At 41.5% G+C, this 17,297-nt stretch carries 19 protein-coding genes; 14 read left to right on the forward strand and 5 right to left on the reverse strand.

Annotated elements, in window-relative coordinates; translation table 11 throughout:
• Window positions 1–79: 79 nt before the first annotated feature.
• Window positions 80–892 carry a recombination regulator RecX gene (recX, locus tag P6709_RS16395; RefSeq protein WP_278242022.1) on the forward strand — a complete coding sequence of 271 codons (813 nt, stop codon included), beginning with the start codon at window positions 80–82 and terminating at the stop codon, window positions 890–892.
• Here recX and P6709_RS16400 read toward each other — a convergent pair.
• Window positions 889–1,596 (reverse strand): SDR family NAD(P)-dependent oxidoreductase, encoded by a 708-nt coding sequence (locus tag P6709_RS16400; RefSeq protein ID WP_278242023.1) that lies wholly within the window; start codon window positions 1,594–1,596, stop codon window positions 889–891. The genes recX and P6709_RS16400 overlap by 4 nt on opposite strands.
• An 86-nt stretch (window positions 1,597–1,682) precedes the next feature.
• Between P6709_RS16400 and P6709_RS16405 the strand changes: the two genes are divergently transcribed.
• Together P6709_RS16405 and P6709_RS16410 are read left to right on the forward strand one after the other, a co-directional pair.
• Window positions 1,683–2,024, forward strand: coding sequence for a YfhH family protein (locus P6709_RS16405; protein WP_278242024.1), 342 nt, complete (start codon window positions 1,683–1,685; stop codon window positions 2,022–2,024).
• Entirely contained in the window at window positions 2,021–2,290 is a 270-nt protein-coding gene (locus P6709_RS16410; RefSeq protein ID WP_278242025.1) for a YfhJ family protein, read from the forward strand. Before P6709_RS16405 ends, P6709_RS16410 begins: the two co-directional genes overlap by 4 nt.
• Window positions 2,291–2,585: 295 nt before the next feature.
• Here P6709_RS16410 and P6709_RS16415 read toward each other — a convergent pair whose 3' ends face one another.
• Complete coding sequence (locus tag P6709_RS16415; RefSeq protein ID WP_278242026.1) at window positions 2,586–3,569, reverse strand: metal-dependent hydrolase; 984 nt, start codon at window positions 3,567–3,569, stop codon at window positions 2,586–2,588.
• A 179-nt stretch (window positions 3,570–3,748) separates the two neighbouring features.
• Between P6709_RS16415 and mutY the strand changes: the two genes are divergently transcribed.
• The 6 genes from mutY (at window position 3,749) to P6709_RS16445 (ending at window position 9,216) form a co-directional block, all read left to right on the forward strand.
• Window positions 3,749–4,852, forward strand: coding sequence for an A/G-specific adenine glycosylase (gene mutY / locus P6709_RS16420; protein WP_278242027.1), 1,104 nt, complete (start codon window positions 3,749–3,751; stop codon window positions 4,850–4,852).
• A gap of 15 nt (window positions 4,853–4,867) precedes the next feature.
• Complete coding sequence (gene fabL, locus P6709_RS16425; protein WP_278242028.1) at window positions 4,868–5,614, forward strand: enoyl-[acyl-carrier-protein] reductase FabL; 747 nt, start codon at window positions 4,868–4,870, stop codon at window positions 5,612–5,614.
• Between the two features lie 59 nt (window positions 5,615–5,673).
• Complete coding sequence (locus tag P6709_RS16430; protein ID WP_278242029.1) at window positions 5,674–5,868, forward strand: gamma-type small acid-soluble spore protein; 195 nt, start codon at window positions 5,674–5,676, stop codon at window positions 5,866–5,868.
• 153 nt (window positions 5,869–6,021) lie between these two features.
• Window positions 6,022–6,273 (forward strand): YgaB family protein, encoded by a 252-nt coding sequence (locus P6709_RS16435; protein WP_278242030.1) that lies wholly within the window; start codon window positions 6,022–6,024, stop codon window positions 6,271–6,273.
• A 158-nt stretch (window positions 6,274–6,431) separates the two neighbouring features.
• Window positions 6,432–6,977, forward strand: coding sequence for a nucleoside tri-diphosphate phosphatase (ntdP, locus tag P6709_RS16440; RefSeq protein ID WP_278242031.1), 546 nt, complete (start codon window positions 6,432–6,434; stop codon window positions 6,975–6,977).
• A gap of 493 nt (window positions 6,978–7,470) precedes the next feature.
• On the forward strand, window positions 7,471–9,216 hold the full coding sequence (locus P6709_RS16445; RefSeq protein ID WP_278242032.1) for an ABC transporter ATP-binding protein: 1,746 nt from the start codon (window positions 7,471–7,473) through the stop codon (window positions 9,214–9,216).
• A gap of 42 nt (window positions 9,217–9,258) precedes the next feature.
• On the opposite strand, the gene P6709_RS16450 is transcribed toward P6709_RS16445, so the two are convergent.
• The gene (locus P6709_RS16450; RefSeq protein WP_278242033.1) at window positions 9,259–10,341 is read right to left on the reverse strand and encodes an FUSC family protein; all 1,083 of its coding nucleotides are present in this window, start codon (window positions 10,339–10,341) and stop codon (window positions 9,259–9,261) included.
• A gap of 284 nt (window positions 10,342–10,625) precedes the next feature.
• Window positions 10,626–11,912: a glutamate-1-semialdehyde 2,1-aminomutase gene (locus P6709_RS16455; protein ID WP_278242034.1), complete on the reverse strand. Its 1,287-nt coding sequence runs from the start codon at window positions 11,910–11,912 to the stop codon at window positions 10,626–10,628.
• Between the two features lie 76 nt (window positions 11,913–11,988).
• Here P6709_RS16455 and P6709_RS16460 point away from each other — a divergent pair, with 76 nt between their 5' ends.
• From P6709_RS16460 to perR, 4 genes are all read left to right on the forward strand, one after another.
• The gene (locus tag P6709_RS16460) at window positions 11,989–12,402 is read left to right on the forward strand and encodes an ion channel (protein ID WP_278242035.1); all 414 of its coding nucleotides are present in this window, start codon (window positions 11,989–11,991) and stop codon (window positions 12,400–12,402) included.
• A 60-nt stretch (window positions 12,403–12,462) separates the two neighbouring features.
• Entirely contained in the window at window positions 12,463–12,936 is a 474-nt protein-coding gene (bcp, locus tag P6709_RS16465) for a thioredoxin-dependent thiol peroxidase (protein ID WP_278242036.1), read from the forward strand.
• Window positions 12,937–13,109: 173 nt separating this feature from the next.
• Entirely contained in the window at window positions 13,110–14,651 is a 1,542-nt protein-coding gene (locus tag P6709_RS16470; RefSeq protein ID WP_278242037.1) for an AbgT family transporter, read from the forward strand.
• A gap of 547 nt (window positions 14,652–15,198) precedes the next feature.
• Window positions 15,199–15,645, forward strand: a complete 447-nt coding sequence (gene perR, locus P6709_RS16475; protein ID WP_442905359.1) for a peroxide-responsive transcriptional repressor PerR — start codon at window positions 15,199–15,201, stop codon at window positions 15,643–15,645.
• 19 nt (window positions 15,646–15,664) lie between these two features.
• Here the strand turns inward: perR and P6709_RS16480 are convergent, their stop codons facing one another.
• Window positions 15,665–16,042: a YgzB family protein gene (locus P6709_RS16480; RefSeq protein ID WP_278242039.1), complete on the reverse strand. Its 378-nt coding sequence runs from the start codon at window positions 16,040–16,042 to the stop codon at window positions 15,665–15,667.
• Between the two features lie 150 nt (window positions 16,043–16,192).
• Here P6709_RS16480 and P6709_RS16485 point away from each other — a divergent pair, with 150 nt between their 5' ends.
• Window positions 16,193–17,062: a nucleotidyltransferase-like protein gene (locus P6709_RS16485; protein ID WP_278242040.1), complete on the forward strand. Its 870-nt coding sequence runs from the start codon at window positions 16,193–16,195 to the stop codon at window positions 17,060–17,062.
• Window positions 17,063–17,297 lie beyond the last annotated feature (235 nt).

Genomic DNA, 17,297 nt, shown 5'->3' on the forward strand with positions numbered 1-17,297 from the left:
TTGTTATAGTTACTATTTCCTTTTTTAAAACGATAAAACCTTTTTGAAATGTGGTACAGTGAAGAAAGAGGTGATCAAGGTGCCAATTATTACGAAAATTACCCAGCAGAAAAAAAACAAAGAAAGATACAATATATTCTTGGACGGAAAATACGCTTTTAGTGTGGACGAAGAAGTGCTCGCCCGCTATCAGCTTGGCAAAAACAAAGAAATTAACGATTTGGATATTGGTGAAATAGAATACGAAGATGAAATTCGAAAAGGCTTCAACAAAGCGCTTATTTATTTAAGCTACCGCATGCGTTCTGAGCATGAAATTATCCTTCACTTAAGAGAACATGAGATGGGGGAAGCATCAATTGAAGAAACGATGCACAAGCTTAGAAAATATGGTTATGTGAATGATTCAGAATTTGCGAAAGCTTTTTTAAATACGCAGCTTCGCACATCCGATAAAGGACCGAGGCATATTGGACAAGCCTTGAAGGACAAAGGAATTGAAGCAGGTATCATCGAAGAAACACTTGCCGCGATTTCACAGGAAGAGTGGCTTGAAAGAGCGGAACAGGTAATAGAAAAGGTCATCAAAAAAAATCCAAAACAATCAAAGCTGCAAATAAAGAAGAAAGGCCAGGATACGCTTTCAAGAAAAGGGTATGAAGGCACAGTAACAGGAAGAGTTCTATCTGAAATCTCAATTGAAAGAAACGAGGAAGAAAAATGGGCAGCAGTTTATTCTCAGGCAAAAAAGGCCCATACAAAATACATTCGGAAATATGAAGGATATGAATATGAACAAAGGATGAAGCAGGCTCTATTTCGCAAAGGGTTTTCGGGAGAAGAAATCGAAAAAGCAATTGAACATCTGCAGGAAGAAGGGCAGTCCTATTAAGAGGAACCGCCCTTTGCCTGCTGCTTTTTCGATTCAATGACAATTTCGTCTTTTTCGTGGATTTGTTCCATGATAAGATGAGCGACTTCACTTGGCTTCCAAAAGCGTGACGGATCTTTTACATGGTCCCCGTGATCCCAAAAAGGTGTGTTCATTCCTCCCATATACGCCCGGACCACTCGGATGCCAAATGGTTCAGTTTCTTTATCGAGGCTTTCAGCAAAGCCCCTGAGTGCGAATTTGCTTGCAGCATATCCCGATTCATTTGATTTACCCCGGAGTGCAGCAGTTGATAAAATAAATAAAAAGGTTCCGTTATTCTGTTTTTTCATGGAAGGCAAAAGATTTTTTGTAAGAGCTATTGGCGCGAACACATTCGTTTTAAACATGAGTTCTAGATCTGAAGAACTTGTATCTGCCACACTGCCAAAACGTCCGATACCGGCATTGTGAACAACTAAATCAACTGGGAGCAGTGATTCCCGCCCGAGCTTGACCATGAGCTGTTCGATCTCATCTGGTTCCGTAATATCACAGGGTACAGCTAGAGCCCTGCCGTACGTGTTAATGTCTGCTGCAAGCTCGTTCAGCAGATTTTCTCGTCGTCCGATCAGGATCACGGTGTGGGTATGGCTAAATCTCAGCGCCAGCTCTTTTCCAAGTCCGGTGCCTGCTCCTGTAAGTAATGCGATTGGTTTTCTCATACGTGGTCCTCCGTTCGTTGTGCAATTTAAATTCGTTTGCTTATTATAAAATAAAGAATCAAATAAGACTAGAGGAGGTTGTATTTATGTCAACCGAAAAAAGATACAGCTTAATGACCAAGCATGAGCTTGAGCAGGAAATAGCAAACGTTAAGGAAAAAGCAAGAAAAGCAGAACAGCTAGGATATGTAAACGAGTTTGCAGTATTGGAACGCAAAGCGATTATGGCATCCTGCTATCTGCTTAATCCAAAAGATTACAGACCAGGCACAGTGTACGCGATCAGTAATGATCCAGGAAGCTACTTTAAAATAGATTATCTGAATGGGGTATTTGCGTGGGGCTATCGTTTAAAAGGGGAAAAAAAGCTTGAAGCCCTCCCGATTGCTATGCTTGATAACCGTTCAGAAGGAGGAGAACAGCAATGAAAGAAGAAAAAGAATCCCTGACAGCCCTGTTGCTTGAGAAAAATTCAGAGCTTTCAACAGCGAAGGCGCAAACATTAGTCGATCTTTTATGGGAGGATTTTGAAGCGACCTATGCCAAAGCCGGCCATGATTATCAAGGCAAGGAAGTGACCGCCAGAGTGGTAAGGCAATGGATTGTGAATTATGGGGAGCGTCTGCATCAGGTAGCTGCCATGAATCCTAAATATGCTGAGCTGTTAAGCAGCCAGGAGGACACAAAACATTAATTGGATTGAGAAATTAATTTAAAAAAGAGGGTGGGACAAAAATGTCTCACCCTCTTTGACCGGTTCTATGCGCTTCAGGAGGACGCTTTCCGCAGGGACGACGCTGAGCCTTTTCGGGGCCTTGCTCTGTAAAGTCTCAGCTTGCCGTCATCTCCTGCAGGAGTCGCCACCTTCCGCTGCGCTCACCTAATACTTTTAATAAATATGTCCTCATTTTTAAACTTTTTTTAGTTTTGTCCCAGCCGCTTTTTACTTTGTAATCGTATTTTTAAGTTTGTTGGGAATGGATTTATGACTAATCTATAGTTAGTACATCAAGTTTTTTCTTCAGCTTTTCTTCACTGAAGATCCAGCCTGTATAAGAACTTTGGATCGTCAGATTTTGGTCCATTTGTACAACGGCTACAAATGGATAATGGTCATTGCTTCGGTAACGCAGATCAATGAAGCGAACTTCATACTGATCATCGCTTTCTGTCAGTTCCCATCTGTAAATAGGGGAAAAGGAAAGAAAGGCGGATACATTTGGATCCGTTTTAGCCGTTTGAAAGATCTCATTATCAGGAATGGAGATACGTTTAAACTTATCATAGATTGTAATGGACCTTCCGTATGCTCTTCCTACATAAAAGTGCTCTTTCGTCTCAGCAGCAATTCTCCATTGGTAAAAGCGTATAGTTGGTGCGATAATAACACTATCCGCCTGAGGGATCGTATTCTTAATCGAGTGCCTGACAGCTGATTGAAGCATAAACCGGATGATATAATATCCGACAATCACGGAGTACATAATCAGGAAAGTGGGAACAGGATCTGCTCCAAAAGCCCATATTATTAATCCGATAACATGTATCCCAAAAATAATCGGATCAAATGTATTGATGACACCGAGTGCAACCCATTTTCTTGAAAATGGACGAAGAGCCTGTGTACCGTATGAATTGAAAATATCAACAAATACGTGTAAAAATACCGCTAGAAACGTCCAAAGCCACAGATGAAGTAAATTTGCTTCCGGAAAAAACGGGTATATCACTGCCGTAATCCCGAGCGGCCAAAGCATAACAGCGGGAACAGAGTGGGTGATTCCGCGGTGGTGCCGAATATAAACAGCATTATTGCGGAGTTTTAATACAGTATCAGCATCTGGCGCCTGTGATCCAATGACAGCTGCAATTAAAACACTTTGAGCTGTAACCGGATCGTTCGCCACAACCGGATCGATTGCTGCTAAGCCGCCGATTGCAAACCCCATAACTATGTGAGTGCCTGTATCCAAAGTGATCCCTCCTTTACTAAACTGCTATTACAAATGGAGATCATTTGTTTTGTACTAGTAAGTATGAGCAGTTGTTTTATTAATTTCAACCGATAATCTGTTTTTCTTGTACTTAAATAATGCCCTATTCTTACTTATTCCCAATCTAAAGCTTGTAGTAACATCACGGAGGTATAAAGATGAAGGAAGATCTTCAGCTTAAGCTGTCTGCTATAAATCCAGAGGCGTTTCAAAAAGACCTGATCAGCTGGTTTGAACAGGAAATGCGTGAACTGCCCTGGCGAAAAAATAAAGACCCTTATCAAATATGGGTATCTGAAATTATGCTTCAGCAAACGAGAGTAGACACAGTCATTCCATTTTATCATCGCTTTATGGAACAATTCCCTACTATTGAAGCTTTAGCCAATGCACCTGAAGAAAATGTCTTAAAGGCTTGGGAAGGACTGGGCTACTATTCACGTGCCAGAAATCTTCAATCGGCAGTGAGGGAAGTGCATGAACAGTATAAAGGAATTGTTCCAAATAACCCAAAAGAAATTTCTTCTTTAAAAGGAGTCGGCCCTTATACGGCTGGTGCAATTTTAAGCATCGCCTATGGTGTCCCTGAACCTGCAGTAGACGGAAATGTTATGCGGGTGCTTTCCCGCGTTCTGTCCATCTGGGAGGATATTGCAAAGCCTTCATCGAGAAAGAGTTTTGAAGAAGCTGTCCGGCATTTGATTTCTCATGAAAATCCTTCTTATTTTAACCAGGCCTTGATGGAATTAGGCGCGCTGATTTGTACACCATCATCCCCTTCCTGTTTATTATGCCCGGTTCAAGAACATTGCAGTGCATTTGCGGAAGGAGTTCAGCGGGAGCTTCCTGTAAAAACAAGAAAAAAATCCACTAAGGTCATTGATCTTCTAACAGTCATCGTTCAAAATCAACAGGGTGAGTATTTAATGAACAAGCGGCCGTCTCAGGGGCTGTTAGCAAACCTGTGGGAATTCCCAAGCTTTGAAAAACAGCAGGATCAACGCACGGTCTCTCAAATTAATGATTTCCTGGTATCTGATTTCAACGTAGAAGCAGTCGTTGAGTCAGAGCCGTGGATGCTGCAGGATCATGTTTTTTCACATTTAACCTGGAAAATGGCTGTGTTTAAAGGAGAATTATCAAACTCCTCCAATCAAAATAAACCCCACGCAACGTGGTTATCGAAAGAAGAAGTGGAGAAAATGGCACTGCCTGTGTCTCATCGGAAAATATGGAAACAGTTTGTATCACTCTATTTATGACAGGAGAGAATCATCATGACAAACAAAGTAGCGTTAGTAACCGGCAGCAGCAGAGGAGTAGGAAAAGCAATTGCATTGGCTCTTGCCGAAAAGGGATATGATATCGTTGTAAACTACGCAAGAAGCAAACAGGCGGCGCTTGATACCGCGGCTGAAATTGAACAGCTGGGAAGAAAAGCTATAGTGGTACGGGCAAATGTAGGCGATGTGGATAAAATAAAAAAAATGTTTGAGGAAATTAAAGAGCAGTTTGGGCGTCTTGACGTCTTTATTAATAATGCAGCCTCAGGCGTTTTGCGTCCTGCCATGGAGCTTGAGGAATCTCACTGGAACTGGACCATGAACATCAACAGTAAAGCACTGCTTTTTTGTGCACAGGAAGCTACGAAAATGATGCCGGAAAGCGGCGGCAAAATCGTTAGTATTTCCTCTCTTGGCTCTATACGTTACTTAGACAACTATACAACTGTGGGGGTTTCAAAAGCAGCCCTCGAAGCGCTGACCAGATATCTTGCTGTAGAATTAGCACCTAAAAACATCGTAGTAAACGCAGTTTCCGGCGGTGCCGTCGATACAGACGCTTTAAAGCATTTTCCAAATCGCGAAGAGCTTCTGGAAGATGCCAGAAGTAAAACGCCCGCTGGCCGTATGGTTGAAATCGATGACCTGGTAAAAACCGTTTTATTCCTGGTTTCAGAAGATTCTTCAATGATCCGCGGACAGACCATTATTGTAGACGGCGGACGTTCTTTGCTCGTTTAATTTTATGAATAGACTTCCTTCACTCTGGTTACATTAACTATCGTGGAGGTGAGATCACAATGAAAAAACAAACAAACAAAACAACTTCTGGCACAAATGTTGAACAAGTAAAACAACAAAATGCTGCTGCAAACAAACAGTATGGAACTGAGTTTGCTTCAGAAACAAACGCAGCTGAAGTTAAGCGTCAAAATCAACAAGCAGAAGCTAACAAAAAGAACGCTTCACAACAAAACAACCAGCAAAACCGATAATTAAATAAGTAAAAGCCGTTCCTCTGGATAGCAGGAGCGGCTTTTAATTTAGTTCAAGTTTGTTTCGATAAAACTACATAGATTGCGACAAATAAAGCTAAAGGACAATTAAAGCCAGTGTGGAATTCTATAAGTGTCAGGAGGGATTCCATAATGAATGGATTTAAAAGGCAGGTATACGATCAAATGGAAATTGCAGAGGAACTATTATGGCTGCATGCTGAGGTGGAAAAAAAGAAGAAGATGCGTGAACTGATGAAAACGCTCGCTATTAAGGAGTCTGCGCTGCAAGTGTCCAGTCAATTGAATGATCTGCAGCAGAGATTAAAGCAGGTCCAGTTAGAATTTGATGAAAGAATGAATGAAGTGATTGCCTCTTTTCGTGCTGACAACCCTGACTATTAGCCATTTTGCATGCTGAATACACGTAGAACAACGAGCCGCCATGTGTCTTGGTGGCTCTTTTTCGTGGAAAAGGGTATAATGGAAAAATACACATATGAACGGAAAATCTTATAGATCAGGTAAATCTAATCAAGCAGCATAAAGGCAGGCGAGGGGCGATGACGCTACCAGTAGAAGGGCAGAGTATACAAATACATAGTTACAAACACGATGGACTGATACATCGGGTCTGGCAGGAAACAACTGTTCTTAAAGGCACCCGGAATATTGTGATTGGCGGAAATGACCGCACGATCGTGACCGAATCAGACGGAAGGACATGGCTGACACGAGAGCCTGCTATCTGTTATTTTCACGCTGAGCATTGGTTTAATATCATTTGTATGCTTAGAGAAGATGGAGTTTATTACTACTGTAATTTGAGCTCTCCATTTGTGTATGATGAAGAAGCACTGAAGTACATCGATTATGATCTGGATATCAAGGTTTACCCGGATATGTCTTATACACTTTTGGATGAAGATGAATACGAGGAGCACCGCAATCTCATGGGGTATCCTAATGTCATCGACCATATACTTCAGCGGAATGTAGATAAGTTAATCAGATGGATCAAACAAAGAAGAGGACCGTTTGCTCCTGATTTTATTGATGTATGGTACAGCCGGTATTTATTTCAAAAAAGATACCGTCAAAAAGAATAGTTATATTCTTTTCCTGTTGGTCCTTTCAACAGGTTTTTTTCTTGGAGCTGCTCCTGCATGAGGGATTTTTCGTTTTACTGTTTTATGGGCCTGATTGGCAATGCAGAGTTTTCAGCAGCATAGGCTCGAGTCATAAGTCACGCTGACCCAGCAGGCGAAGAACATACCTGCATGGTCAACGCACCTTATGCTTGTCGGAGCTGGGCGAGCGCCTTCAGCTTTTAGGGGTATCCAGCTTCAGCGGGCAGCTCTTCGGATCGTAAGCCGCTCCGCCATGCAGGCAAAAAGCGTCTGCTTGGCAGATCGTCTTACGTCTGTCGGAGCTAAACGCCCGCTTCAGCTTTTAGGGGTATCCAGCTTCAGCGGGCAGGGGCTCGAGGTCATAAGCCACCGTGCTCAATAGGCAAAAAGCGCCTATATGTGCAGGTTGTCTTATGCTTGTCGCCCCTAAACGCCCGCTTCAGCTTTTAAATTAGAAAGTAGGTTGATTTTTTTGGATAGTATAAAGCGGTATATGGAGTTTGTGAAGCCTTATAAGTGGCAGATTATTTGGACGCTTTTGATTGGAATTGTGAAGTTTGCGATTCCGCTTTTGATTCCGGTTTTAATTCAATACGTCATTGATGATATTATCGGGGGCGATAGTTCGTCTGCTGCAAAAATATCAGAGTTGTTTTGGATTATTGGGATAGCAGTGGTGCTTTTTGTAGTTGTTCGGCCGCCTGTAGAATATTATCGTCAATATTTTGCTCAATGGACGAGTAATAAAATTCTCTTTGATATCAGGGATGGTCTTTTTTCTCATATGCAAAAGCTCAGCTTTAAATATTATTCCAACACGAGAGCGGGAGAAGTGATTTCCCGTGTGATTAATGATGTTGAGCAGACGAAAAATTTTGTTATGACAGGATTAATGAATTTATGGCTTGATGTTGCAACGATCTTGATTGCGATTGGAATTATGCTGACGTATGATGTGAAATTGACATTAGTTGCTATCTTAGTTTTTCCTTTATATGCTTTTTCTGTGCAATATTTTTTCGGCAGATTGCGGATGCTGACAAGAAATCGTTCTCAAGCTCTTGCTGAAGTTCAGGGGTATCTTCACGAACGGGTGCAGGGGATGAGTGTGATAAAGAGCTTTGCCATTGAAGACCATGAACAAAATCAATTTGATGGGAAAAATGGGAACTTTTTATCTAAGGCAATTGACCAGACGAAATGGAACGCGAAAGCCTTCGCGGTTGTTAACACCATTACAGATATTGCTCCTCTGATTGTGATTGGATATGCCGGCTACCGGGTCATTGAAGGGGATTTGACACTTGGGGTGATGGTCGCGTTTATCGCCTATGTTGAACGACTTTATAACCCGCTCAGACGTTTAGTAAACAGTTCAACAACACTGACTCAGTCCATTGCTTCCATGGACAGGGTGTTTGAATTAATTGATGAGAAGTATGATGTTGATGACAAACCAAATGCTAAGGAAGTTAAGGATGTAAGAGGGGATATCGTGTTTGATCATGTATCCTTTGCCTATGATAAAGACGAAACAGATGTACTAAGAGATGTGCATTTACACGTAAAGCAGGGGGAGACTATTGCCTTTGTCGGTATGAGTGGTGGAGGGAAATCCACAATCGTCAGCCTGATTCCAAGGTTCTATGATGTTACGGATGGAAGAATTCTCTTAGATGGCACAGACATTAGAGATTTCCGTGTCAGAAGTCTGCGAAATGAAATTGGCATGGTTTTGCAGGATAATATCCTGTTCAGTGAATCCGTTATGATGAATATAAAAATGGGTGATCCTGAAGCGTCTGATGAAGCAGCGATTCAGGCGGCTAAAGCAGCCAACGCACATGACTTTATAATGGATCTTCCTGAAGGGTATAACACCAAAGTAGGAGAGAGGGGCGTTAAACTCTCAGGCGGACAGAAGCAAAGGGTTGCCATTGCACGTGTCTTCTTAAAAAATCCGCCAATATTGATTATGGATGAAGCAACTTCAGCGCTCGACCTTGAAAGTGAACATCTGATTCAGGAATCGATTGAATTGCTAGCCAAAGATCGCACGACTTTTATCGTCGCGCATAGACTTTCTACAGTCACCCATGCTGATCGAATTGTTGTTATTGATCATGGGAAAATAGCTGAGAGCGGAACGCACCAGCAGCTCATGAAAGAAAAAGGACTATACTACAACCTTTTCCAAGTGCAGCAATTGGATGACTAATATAAAAGAAAGCCCCTTAGACACTAGTCTAAGGGGCTTTTATTAAAATTCACGTTCAGGCAGAGAGACGTAATTATCCTCTTCATGGTAGGACTGAAGGCTTGCGATCAACGTATCTAAATGCACAAGATGTTCTTCATATTCAAGCATGGCCGATAGTACATGCAGTAAGTGGTACCCATTTTCATCCTCTTCATCCCGCGCTTTAATGACTTCTTTCATAAAAATGTCTGTTACTTCTTTATGATCCATGCAGGTATGATTAATTTGATCGTCTTCATTCGTAAACTTGATTTTCCTTACGAATCGTAAAAGAAGCTGCTCGTGGTAGCTCATTAAACAGTCAAGCTGCTCCTGCACCAGTAGCTGAAGTGATTCAGGAACATGATGAAGTTCATTTTCGAACCGGTGAAGTCTCTTTAATATTTCAAAGCTTCTTCGGACAGTTGAAATCATTTGACGGTAAACAACAAGCTTCCTTGTTTTTGAAACAGAATTGCGCTTAAAGTAACCCCGTTCTTCTTTATACATGAGGTAAACCTGATCGATATTGACGAGCCGGTCTTTAAACTTTTCGATGTCTTTTTTCAGCAGCTGGTGTTCTGTTGCATGGCGTGTGCTGAGTCTGATCCATTTGATCATATCATCAGTTGTCGTTGAAATTTTGTAAAACAGCTTTGTCTCATATTTTGGAGGCAGAAAAATTAAATTAACAGTAAAAGATGCCAATACCCCAAGCATAATCGTAGCAAAACGAAGAAGGGCAAACGTTACAAAATCCTCATGCTGTACTTCCATGATGGCAATCAGTGTAACGAGGGCAAGTCCAATCGTCGTTTCGATTTTAAGTTTTAAGATAATCGTAATGGCAATGACAGCTGCAAAGCCGATGACGACAACATGGTTACCAAATACTAAAACAAAAAGTATAGCCAATCCTGCCCCAATCACATTTGCCTGAATATGTTCCAAAATGGAAACAAATGAGCGGTAAATGGTGGGCTGCACAACAAATGCAGCGGCAATACCTGCAAAAATAGGACTGGGCAGCGCTAAAAGTTCAGCCAAATACAAAGCAAGAACAATGGCGATTCCGGTCTTTAGAACTCGGGCTCCGAGCTTCATGTAGTGAATAGATCCTTTCTTGACGTTAAATTTCACGTTATTCATTGACCTAATTATAAACAAAAAAATAGGCAATAGTAGTAATATACCCTGCTTCAGAGGGGACTGCAAGAGAAAGAAGACGAATTTAACCAGGAAAAACGGTTTTTCCTTTTACAAAAAGACAGTGACATCCAATTTAAAACAAGGCAGGGTCATTCAGCTGCAATTTGTCCTTGATTTGAAACATAAAAAGAATGTCTCCACAACTGATTGTGAAAACATCCTCCATCTTCATTAAAATATTATAAATTTTTAAAAGCTGTATCAACCGCTTCAAGCGTCCGTTTAATATCTTCTTCAGTATGAGCGGTGGTTAAAAACCAGGCTTCGTATTTTGAAGGAGCTAAATTAATGCCTCGCTCAAGCATCAATTTAAAGAATCTTGCAAAAATCTCTCCGTCTGTTGCTTCAGCCTGTTCGTAATTCTGAATGATTTCATCTGAGAAATAAATGGTCAGCGCGCCCTTTAGACGATTAATCGTGATGGTGACATTATGGGCGGCGGCTGATGCTAAAATACCTTTTTCAAGCATGGCTCCCAGGCGGTCGAGCTCTTCATATACACCATCCTGCTTGAGTACTTCCAGACAGGCAATTCCTGCCTGAATAGATGCAGGATTTCCAGCCATGGTCCCTGCCTGATAAGCGGGTCCAAGCGGAGCGATTGTTTCCATAATATCCACCCTGCCGCCATATGCTCCGATCGGCAGGCCTCCGCCAATTATTTTACCCATGGCTGTGAGGTCAGGCTTCACATTAAGCAAGTCCTGTGCTCCTCCATACATAAAACGAAATGCGGTGATGACTTCGTCGTAGATCACAAGCGCCCCTGCATCATGAGTAAGACGGTTTACTTCTTCTAAAAAGCCGGGTACTGGTTCAACAATACCGAAGTTGCCTACAATTGGTTCTACCAGAACTCCTGCTATTTCATCTCCCCATTTTGCCAGCGCTTCTTTAAATGGCTCAATGTCATTAAATGGAACTGTAATGACTTCGCTTGCAATATTCTTTGTTACGCCAGCGGAATCAGGTGTCCCTAATGTAGCAGGGCCGGATCCTGCTGCTACAAGTACGAGATCTGAATGGCCGTGGTAGCACCCGGCAAATTTAATGATTTTGTCTCTACCTGTATAAGCACGGGCTACACGGATTGTCGTCATAACAGCTTCTGTTCCTGAGTTTGTAAAACGTACTTTTTCCATCGCTGGCATAGCTTCCTTCAGCATTTTAGCAAATGTAACTTCATGCCTGGTCGGTGTCCCGTATAAAATGCCAGTTTCAGCTGCCCGTACGATAGCTTTTGTGATATGGGGATGGGCGTGCCCTGTAATAATGGGGCCATAAGCAGCGAGGTAATCGATATATTGATTGCCATCTACATCCCAAAAATGAGCGCCTTCTCCCCGCTCCATTGCCACGGGAGATCCTCCGCCAACGGCTTTATAAGAACGGGATGGACTATTCACTCCGCCCACGATATGTTCAAGTGCTTCACTATGTAATTGTTCAGATTTAGAAAAATTCATGATGTCTCCTCCCTGTCATTGCGTCATAGGTATTGTAATATGATGAACTTGAATGCGCAAATAAGGGGGACTATTCATGGGGTGGGGGATTTTAATTAGTGTGATTATCATTACAGGGTATGCAATCAAGCGTCTCCTGACAACCGCTTGGGAAGGACAGGTTTTTTCATTAAGAAATTTCCTCCTTTTGACGGTTACATATGCAGTACTGCTTACGGGATTTGCAACTGTTTTTACCATACTCACGTTTGAAGGAGTCCATGTAATGGTTGCGGAAGAAGCACCGCAGTCCTTTTGGAGTTTATTCAGCACCTCCATTTATTTTAGTGCCATGATGCTGTTTTCAGTTGGTAATGGAGAAATCGTCCCAGTCGGATGGGGAAGGTGGATTTCCATACTTGCTACGTACCTGGGACATGCCTTGCCTGTTACGGTTGTATGGACATTAATGTTTAATCGTAATGGAAAGAATTCAAAGGATATCTTTTGAAAATAGAAACTTCTTTAAGTAAGCTATAGAAAGATCAGCTGAACGAAGGAGGAGAAAAATTTGAATTTTACTACAGAAGAAACCGCCCCTGATTTTACACTTCCAACGCATACGGGTGAAAGAAGATCCTTAAGTGATTTTAAGGGCAAGAAGAATATTGTGCTTTATTTCTATCCAAAAGATATGACCCCGGGCTGTACAACTCAGGCCTGCGATTTTAGAGATCAAGAGAAGTCTTTTGATGATTCTGACACGGTTATACTTGGAATCAGTCCTGACCCGATAGAAAAGCATCAGAAATTTATTGAAAAATACGGGCTTCCGTTTGAACTGCTGGCCGATACCGATCATGAAGCCGCAGAAGCGTATGGAGTATGGAAGCTGAAGAAAACGTTTGGCAAGGAATACATGGGAATTGAAAGATCTACTTTTGTTATTAATAAAGCAGGAAAAATCATGAAAGAGTGGCGCGGCGTGCGGGTTAAAGGACATGTTGAGGAAACGTTGAATTTTGTAAAAGAAAACCTGTCCTAATCTTTCGTGTAAAGTAACACTTAACTGTTTTTATTAGAACATTAATAATTTTCCGTGTATTGCGGATCTTTTAAAACCCCTTTTTTTTCGTCCAGACTATCATTATAATGACACTACCTTTGGGTGAAAAAGTTTTTAGAAAATTTAATAAGGTTTGAGAGTAGGAGGATTTGATGGATACTACAAAAAAGAGCGGATTCTTTTCTAAAGGGCTCGACGGAATTGAGCGGGTTGGAAATAAACTCCCTCATCCGGTCACGCTGTTCTTCATTTTTGCCGCCCTCGTAGTTTTGGCGTCCGCGTTAGGATCAGCTTTAGGCTGGACGGTTGAAGATGGGGAAGGGGAAAGCATCACTGTTTTTAACCTTTTGAGTTCAGATGGTATTTTATACATGTTTGAGTCTGCGGTTACAAACTTTACAGGATTCGCACCACTCGGAACAGTCTTGGTGACGATGCTTGGAATTGGAATTGCTGAACGAAGCGGATTAATTTCGGCAGCTTTAAAAGCATTAGTAACATCAGTTCCAAAACAGCTTTTAACAGCTGCATTGGTATTTGGAGGAATTATGTCCTCTATGGCTGCAGACGCAGGTTATGTTGTGTTGACGCCGCTTGGGGCAGTTTTGTTTGCAGGTTTAGGAAGGCATCCGCTTGCAGGACTTGCGGCTGCTTTTGCCGGAGTATCTGCAGGGTTTAGTGCAAACTTGCTGGTGACATCTCTTGATCCATTGCTTGGAGAGTTAACAATTGCAGCAGCAGCGACATTTGATCCGGCATATGCTGAAGGCATGAATATCTTAATGAACTACTACTTTATGATTGCTTCTGTTGTCATGCTGACAATCGCTGGTACGTTTGTAACAGAAAAAATTGTTGAACCGCGTCTGGGAACTTATAAAGGCGACGTCGACAAAGAAGAAGCAGAAGATATGAAAACTGTTACACCTGTCGAGAAAAAAGGGCTGTGGATGGCACTGCTTTCGATTATTGTAACTAGTGTTCTTATAGCTCTTTTAGTGGTTCCAAGCTGGGGGCCATTGCGTGCAGGGCTGTCAAACGAAGATATTTTAGAAGCACCATTCTTCCAGACACTTGTACCGATCTTATTTATTTTCTTCTTAATACCCGGTTTCGTTTATGGATACGTTACGAAGGTAATCAAAGATGATAAAGATGTTGCCAATCAAATGTCTGATACGATGGCAACAATGGGAATGTACATTGTTCTTGCTTTTGCTGCAGGACAATTCGTTGCCTATTTTAATACAAGTAATTTAGGCCAGATTTTTGCATACAATGCAGCAGAATGGCTGAGTGCCGCAGGACTTGAAGGAATGTTCCTGGTTCTCGGGTTCATGTTTGTAGTTGGAGTTATCAATATCTTTATAGGCAGTTCTTCAGCAAAATGGGCGTTTATGGCGCCGGTGTTTGTTCCAATCATGATGGATCTGGGCTATGCGCCGGAATTAACTCAAGTTTTATACAGGATTGCTGATTCAACAACAAATATCATTTCACCGCTTATGCCATATTTTGCAATTGTCATTGCATTCGCACAGAAATACGATCCAAAGGTAGGAATCGGAACGCTTATTTCCACTATGATTCCTTACTCCATTGTATTTTCTATTGTATGGACCATTATGCTTTTGATCTTCATGTATACAGGAATCGACTTAGGCCCTGGTGCTGAAGTGTTCTATAATAAATAATTAGAAAAAGAGGCTGGGACAAAACTCAAAAGAATGTAAAGAATGAAGAAGTATTTATCAATAGTAAGAGGAGAGCGGAGCGGAAGGTGGCGACTCCTGCAGGATTTGCCGGCAAGCTGAGACTTTACAGGGCCTTGCCCTGAAAAGGCTCAGCGCCGTCCCTGCGGAAAGCGTCCGCCTGAAGCGCAGCGAACCGGTCAAAGAGCTTGAGACACTTTTGTCCCAAGCTCTTTTTCATTTGGGAATAATGTCTGAGACAGAACTAAAAAGTACTGGAAAAATTAGATAGTGTTTATCAATAGTATAGGGAGAGCGGAAGGCGACGGCTCCCTCAGGATATGACGGCAAGCTGACGCTAAGCATAGCACCACCTAAGAAGGCTTAAGACGTCGCCCCCTGTGGAAAGTGTTCAATTGAAGTGGAGCGAACCGGTCAAAGAGTCTAGGCTCTGCTTCTTTAGGGAATAGAACTATTTGACAAAGTGCAGAGAAGACGAGTACACTATTTATAAAGATTATAAAGAAAGACTTTTTATAGAAAGAGGTGCATGGCAGTGTCAGAAATGCAACTGAGAGATGCATTAGATTCACTTAAAGGGACGGGAGTACGCATTACCCCTCAACGTCATGCGATTTTAGAATTTCTGGTAGGGTCCATGTCACACCCAACTGCTGATGATATTTATAAAGCGCTTGAAGGGAAATTCCCAAATATGAGTGTTGCCACAGTATATAATAATTTACGTGTATTCAGAGAAGTTGGCTTAGTGAAAGAACTGACCTATGGAGATTCTTCAAGTCGTTTTGATTTCGTCACAACTGATCATTATCACGCTATATGCCAGGAATGCGGTAAAATAGTGGACTTTCATTACCCGGGGCTTGATGAAGTGGAACATCTTGCTTCACACGTTACAGGGTTTAGAGTGAATAACCATCGGATGGAAGTATACGGAGTGTGCCAGGACTGCGGCACAAAAAAAGAAGCTCACTAAGGTGGGCTTCTTTTTTTGTCTACTCAGATTTGTTTACTGTTTGGATTTTTTTATTCTTTTTATTATACTCTTCGTTAAATTCTTCGCCCTCAAGATCCGGATCTAATGTAAGCGGTTCTCGGCAATGCATGCACATGTCCACCCGGCCAAGAATTTTTGTTGGTTTATCGCAATTCGGACATGTCACAACCACCGCCTTAGTTGAAAGCATGCCAATCCAGAAATACACAACCATACTGAACATTAAAGCAATCATGCCCAAAGAAATGAAGATAAGCATAATAATGGGGCTCTCCCGAAAGAAAATACCGCCATACATAATTACAAATCCTACAAATATAAGTGCAAGAGCGAATGATCGAATTTTATTAATTTTATTTGAATATGTTTTAGCCATTATTGTCCCCCCTGAAGTTTTACTATATCATAGAAACTTGTGAACGAACGAGCGAATTCGTGACGGAATATTTACGAAATATCAGAAGGAAAATGACAGTCTTTGTCGAATTGATAGAGTACGGATTAAATAGTGAAGGAGTTCATTGACATGGAAGACATCCTGCGTCCCATTTATCAGGAAAGAGCAAGCCAGCCCAATACTTTAGGTATTGTTATAGTTGAAAAAAAGGGCCCTAAAAGTCCGCTCACCGATACATTTGATACGATTTTGTTCATTATTGTAAAAGAGGCAGACGTTCCTTTGTTTATAAAGCATTATACATACGAAGATAACAAAGCGGCGATGCATATTGTATCTGAGCAGCAAATAAAAGAGTGGCTGCTTTTAGGGAGCAACCGAAAAATCACAGAGTGGCTCCTGACTGGGAGAATTGTTTTTGACCGTAATGAATACATCGAGGATATGAGAACAGAACTGCGGGATTTTCCTTTTTACGGACGAAAAATAAAAATGGGAATTGAATTCGCTAAGCTCATCCGGAGGTACGTGGATGGAAAAGGCTTCTTTGAATCGCGTCATTTCCTTGATGCTTACAATCATGTTGTTCATTCACTGCATCACTTGGCAAGACTTGCTGTTATCGAAAATGGTTTTCATCCTGAGGTAACTGTGTGGAATCAGGTAAAGCAAATTGAACCGGAAATTTTTAAGCTGTATGAGGAACTGGTAAATAGTGAGGAAACACTTGAAAAGAGGCTGGAGCTGCTTTTCCTGGCAAGTGAATTCCTTATCCACTCTCGTATTCAGGCCGGATCAAGCCACCTCACAGACGTAATGATGCAAAAAGAAGAGTGGACCATTCAAGATCTTCAGCTGCATGACGAACTCAAATACTATTCAGTAGATCTTACCGTCATGATTGAATTTCTCATCGAAAAGCATATAATTTCAACCAAATCAGTAGAAACTAAAGGTAAAGGAATCTATCACAGATATTATTCTGTAAAAAAACTTTAAATAACCTATTGATCTTTTTAGAAATACTTGTTATGATATAAATCGTCGCTGCAGAGGACTTGAGAGAAGTTAGCAGCGGCGAAAAAAAGTAATTGACATAACATTGAAAGTTATGTTAATATAAGAAAGTCGCCTCAAAGAGAGGCTGAACTGAGAAAAACTTGAACCTTGAAAACTAAACAACCAAAAACGTCAACGTTAGTACAAGAATTACAAGAAACACAATGAGCTTTAT

This window comes from Jeotgalibacillus sp. ET6 (assembly GCF_029667115.1).
Lineage (GTDB): Bacteria > Bacillota > Bacilli > Bacillales > Jeotgalibacillaceae > Jeotgalibacillus.

Bases quoted from the DNA above. Each gene is read 5' to 3' on its own strand.
- P6709_RS16400 (WP_278242023.1), bottom strand. From the start codon at position 1,596: ATGAGAAAACCAATCGCATTACTTACAGGAGCAGGCACCGGACTTGGA.
- P6709_RS16405 (WP_278242024.1), top strand. From the start codon at position 1,683: ATGTCAACCGAAAAAAGATACAGCTTAATGACCAAGCATGAGCTTGAG.
- P6709_RS16410 (WP_278242025.1), top strand. From the start codon at position 2,021: ATGAAAGAAGAAAAAGAATCCCTGACAGCCCTGTTGCTTGAGAAAAAT.
- mutY (WP_278242027.1), top strand. From the start codon at position 3,749: ATGAAGGAAGATCTTCAGCTTAAGCTGTCTGCTATAAATCCAGAGGCG.
- fabL (WP_278242028.1), top strand. From the start codon at position 4,868: ATGACAAACAAAGTAGCGTTAGTAACCGGCAGCAGCAGAGGAGTAGGA.
- P6709_RS16430 (WP_278242029.1), top strand. From the start codon at position 5,674: ATGAAAAAACAAACAAACAAAACAACTTCTGGCACAAATGTTGAACAA.
- P6709_RS16435 (WP_278242030.1), top strand. From the start codon at position 6,022: ATGAATGGATTTAAAAGGCAGGTATACGATCAAATGGAAATTGCAGAG.
- ntdP (WP_278242031.1), top strand. From the start codon at position 6,432: ATGACGCTACCAGTAGAAGGGCAGAGTATACAAATACATAGTTACAAA.
- P6709_RS16450 (WP_278242033.1), bottom strand. From the start codon at position 10,341: ATGAAGCTCGGAGCCCGAGTTCTAAAGACCGGAATCGCCATTGTTCTT.
- P6709_RS16455 (WP_278242034.1), bottom strand. From the start codon at position 11,912: ATGAATTTTTCTAAATCTGAACAATTACATAGTGAAGCACTTGAACAT.
- P6709_RS16460 (WP_278242035.1), top strand. From the start codon at position 11,989: ATGGGGTGGGGGATTTTAATTAGTGTGATTATCATTACAGGGTATGCA.
- P6709_RS16470 (WP_278242037.1), top strand. From the start codon at position 13,110: ATGGATACTACAAAAAAGAGCGGATTCTTTTCTAAAGGGCTCGACGGA.
- perR (WP_442905359.1), top strand. From the start codon at position 15,199: ATGGCAGTGTCAGAAATGCAACTGAGAGATGCATTAGATTCACTTAAA.
- P6709_RS16480 (WP_278242039.1), bottom strand. From the start codon at position 16,042: ATGGCTAAAACATATTCAAATAAAATTAATAAAATTCGATCATTCGCT.
- P6709_RS16485 (WP_278242040.1), top strand. From the start codon at position 16,193: ATGGAAGACATCCTGCGTCCCATTTATCAGGAAAGAGCAAGCCAGCCC.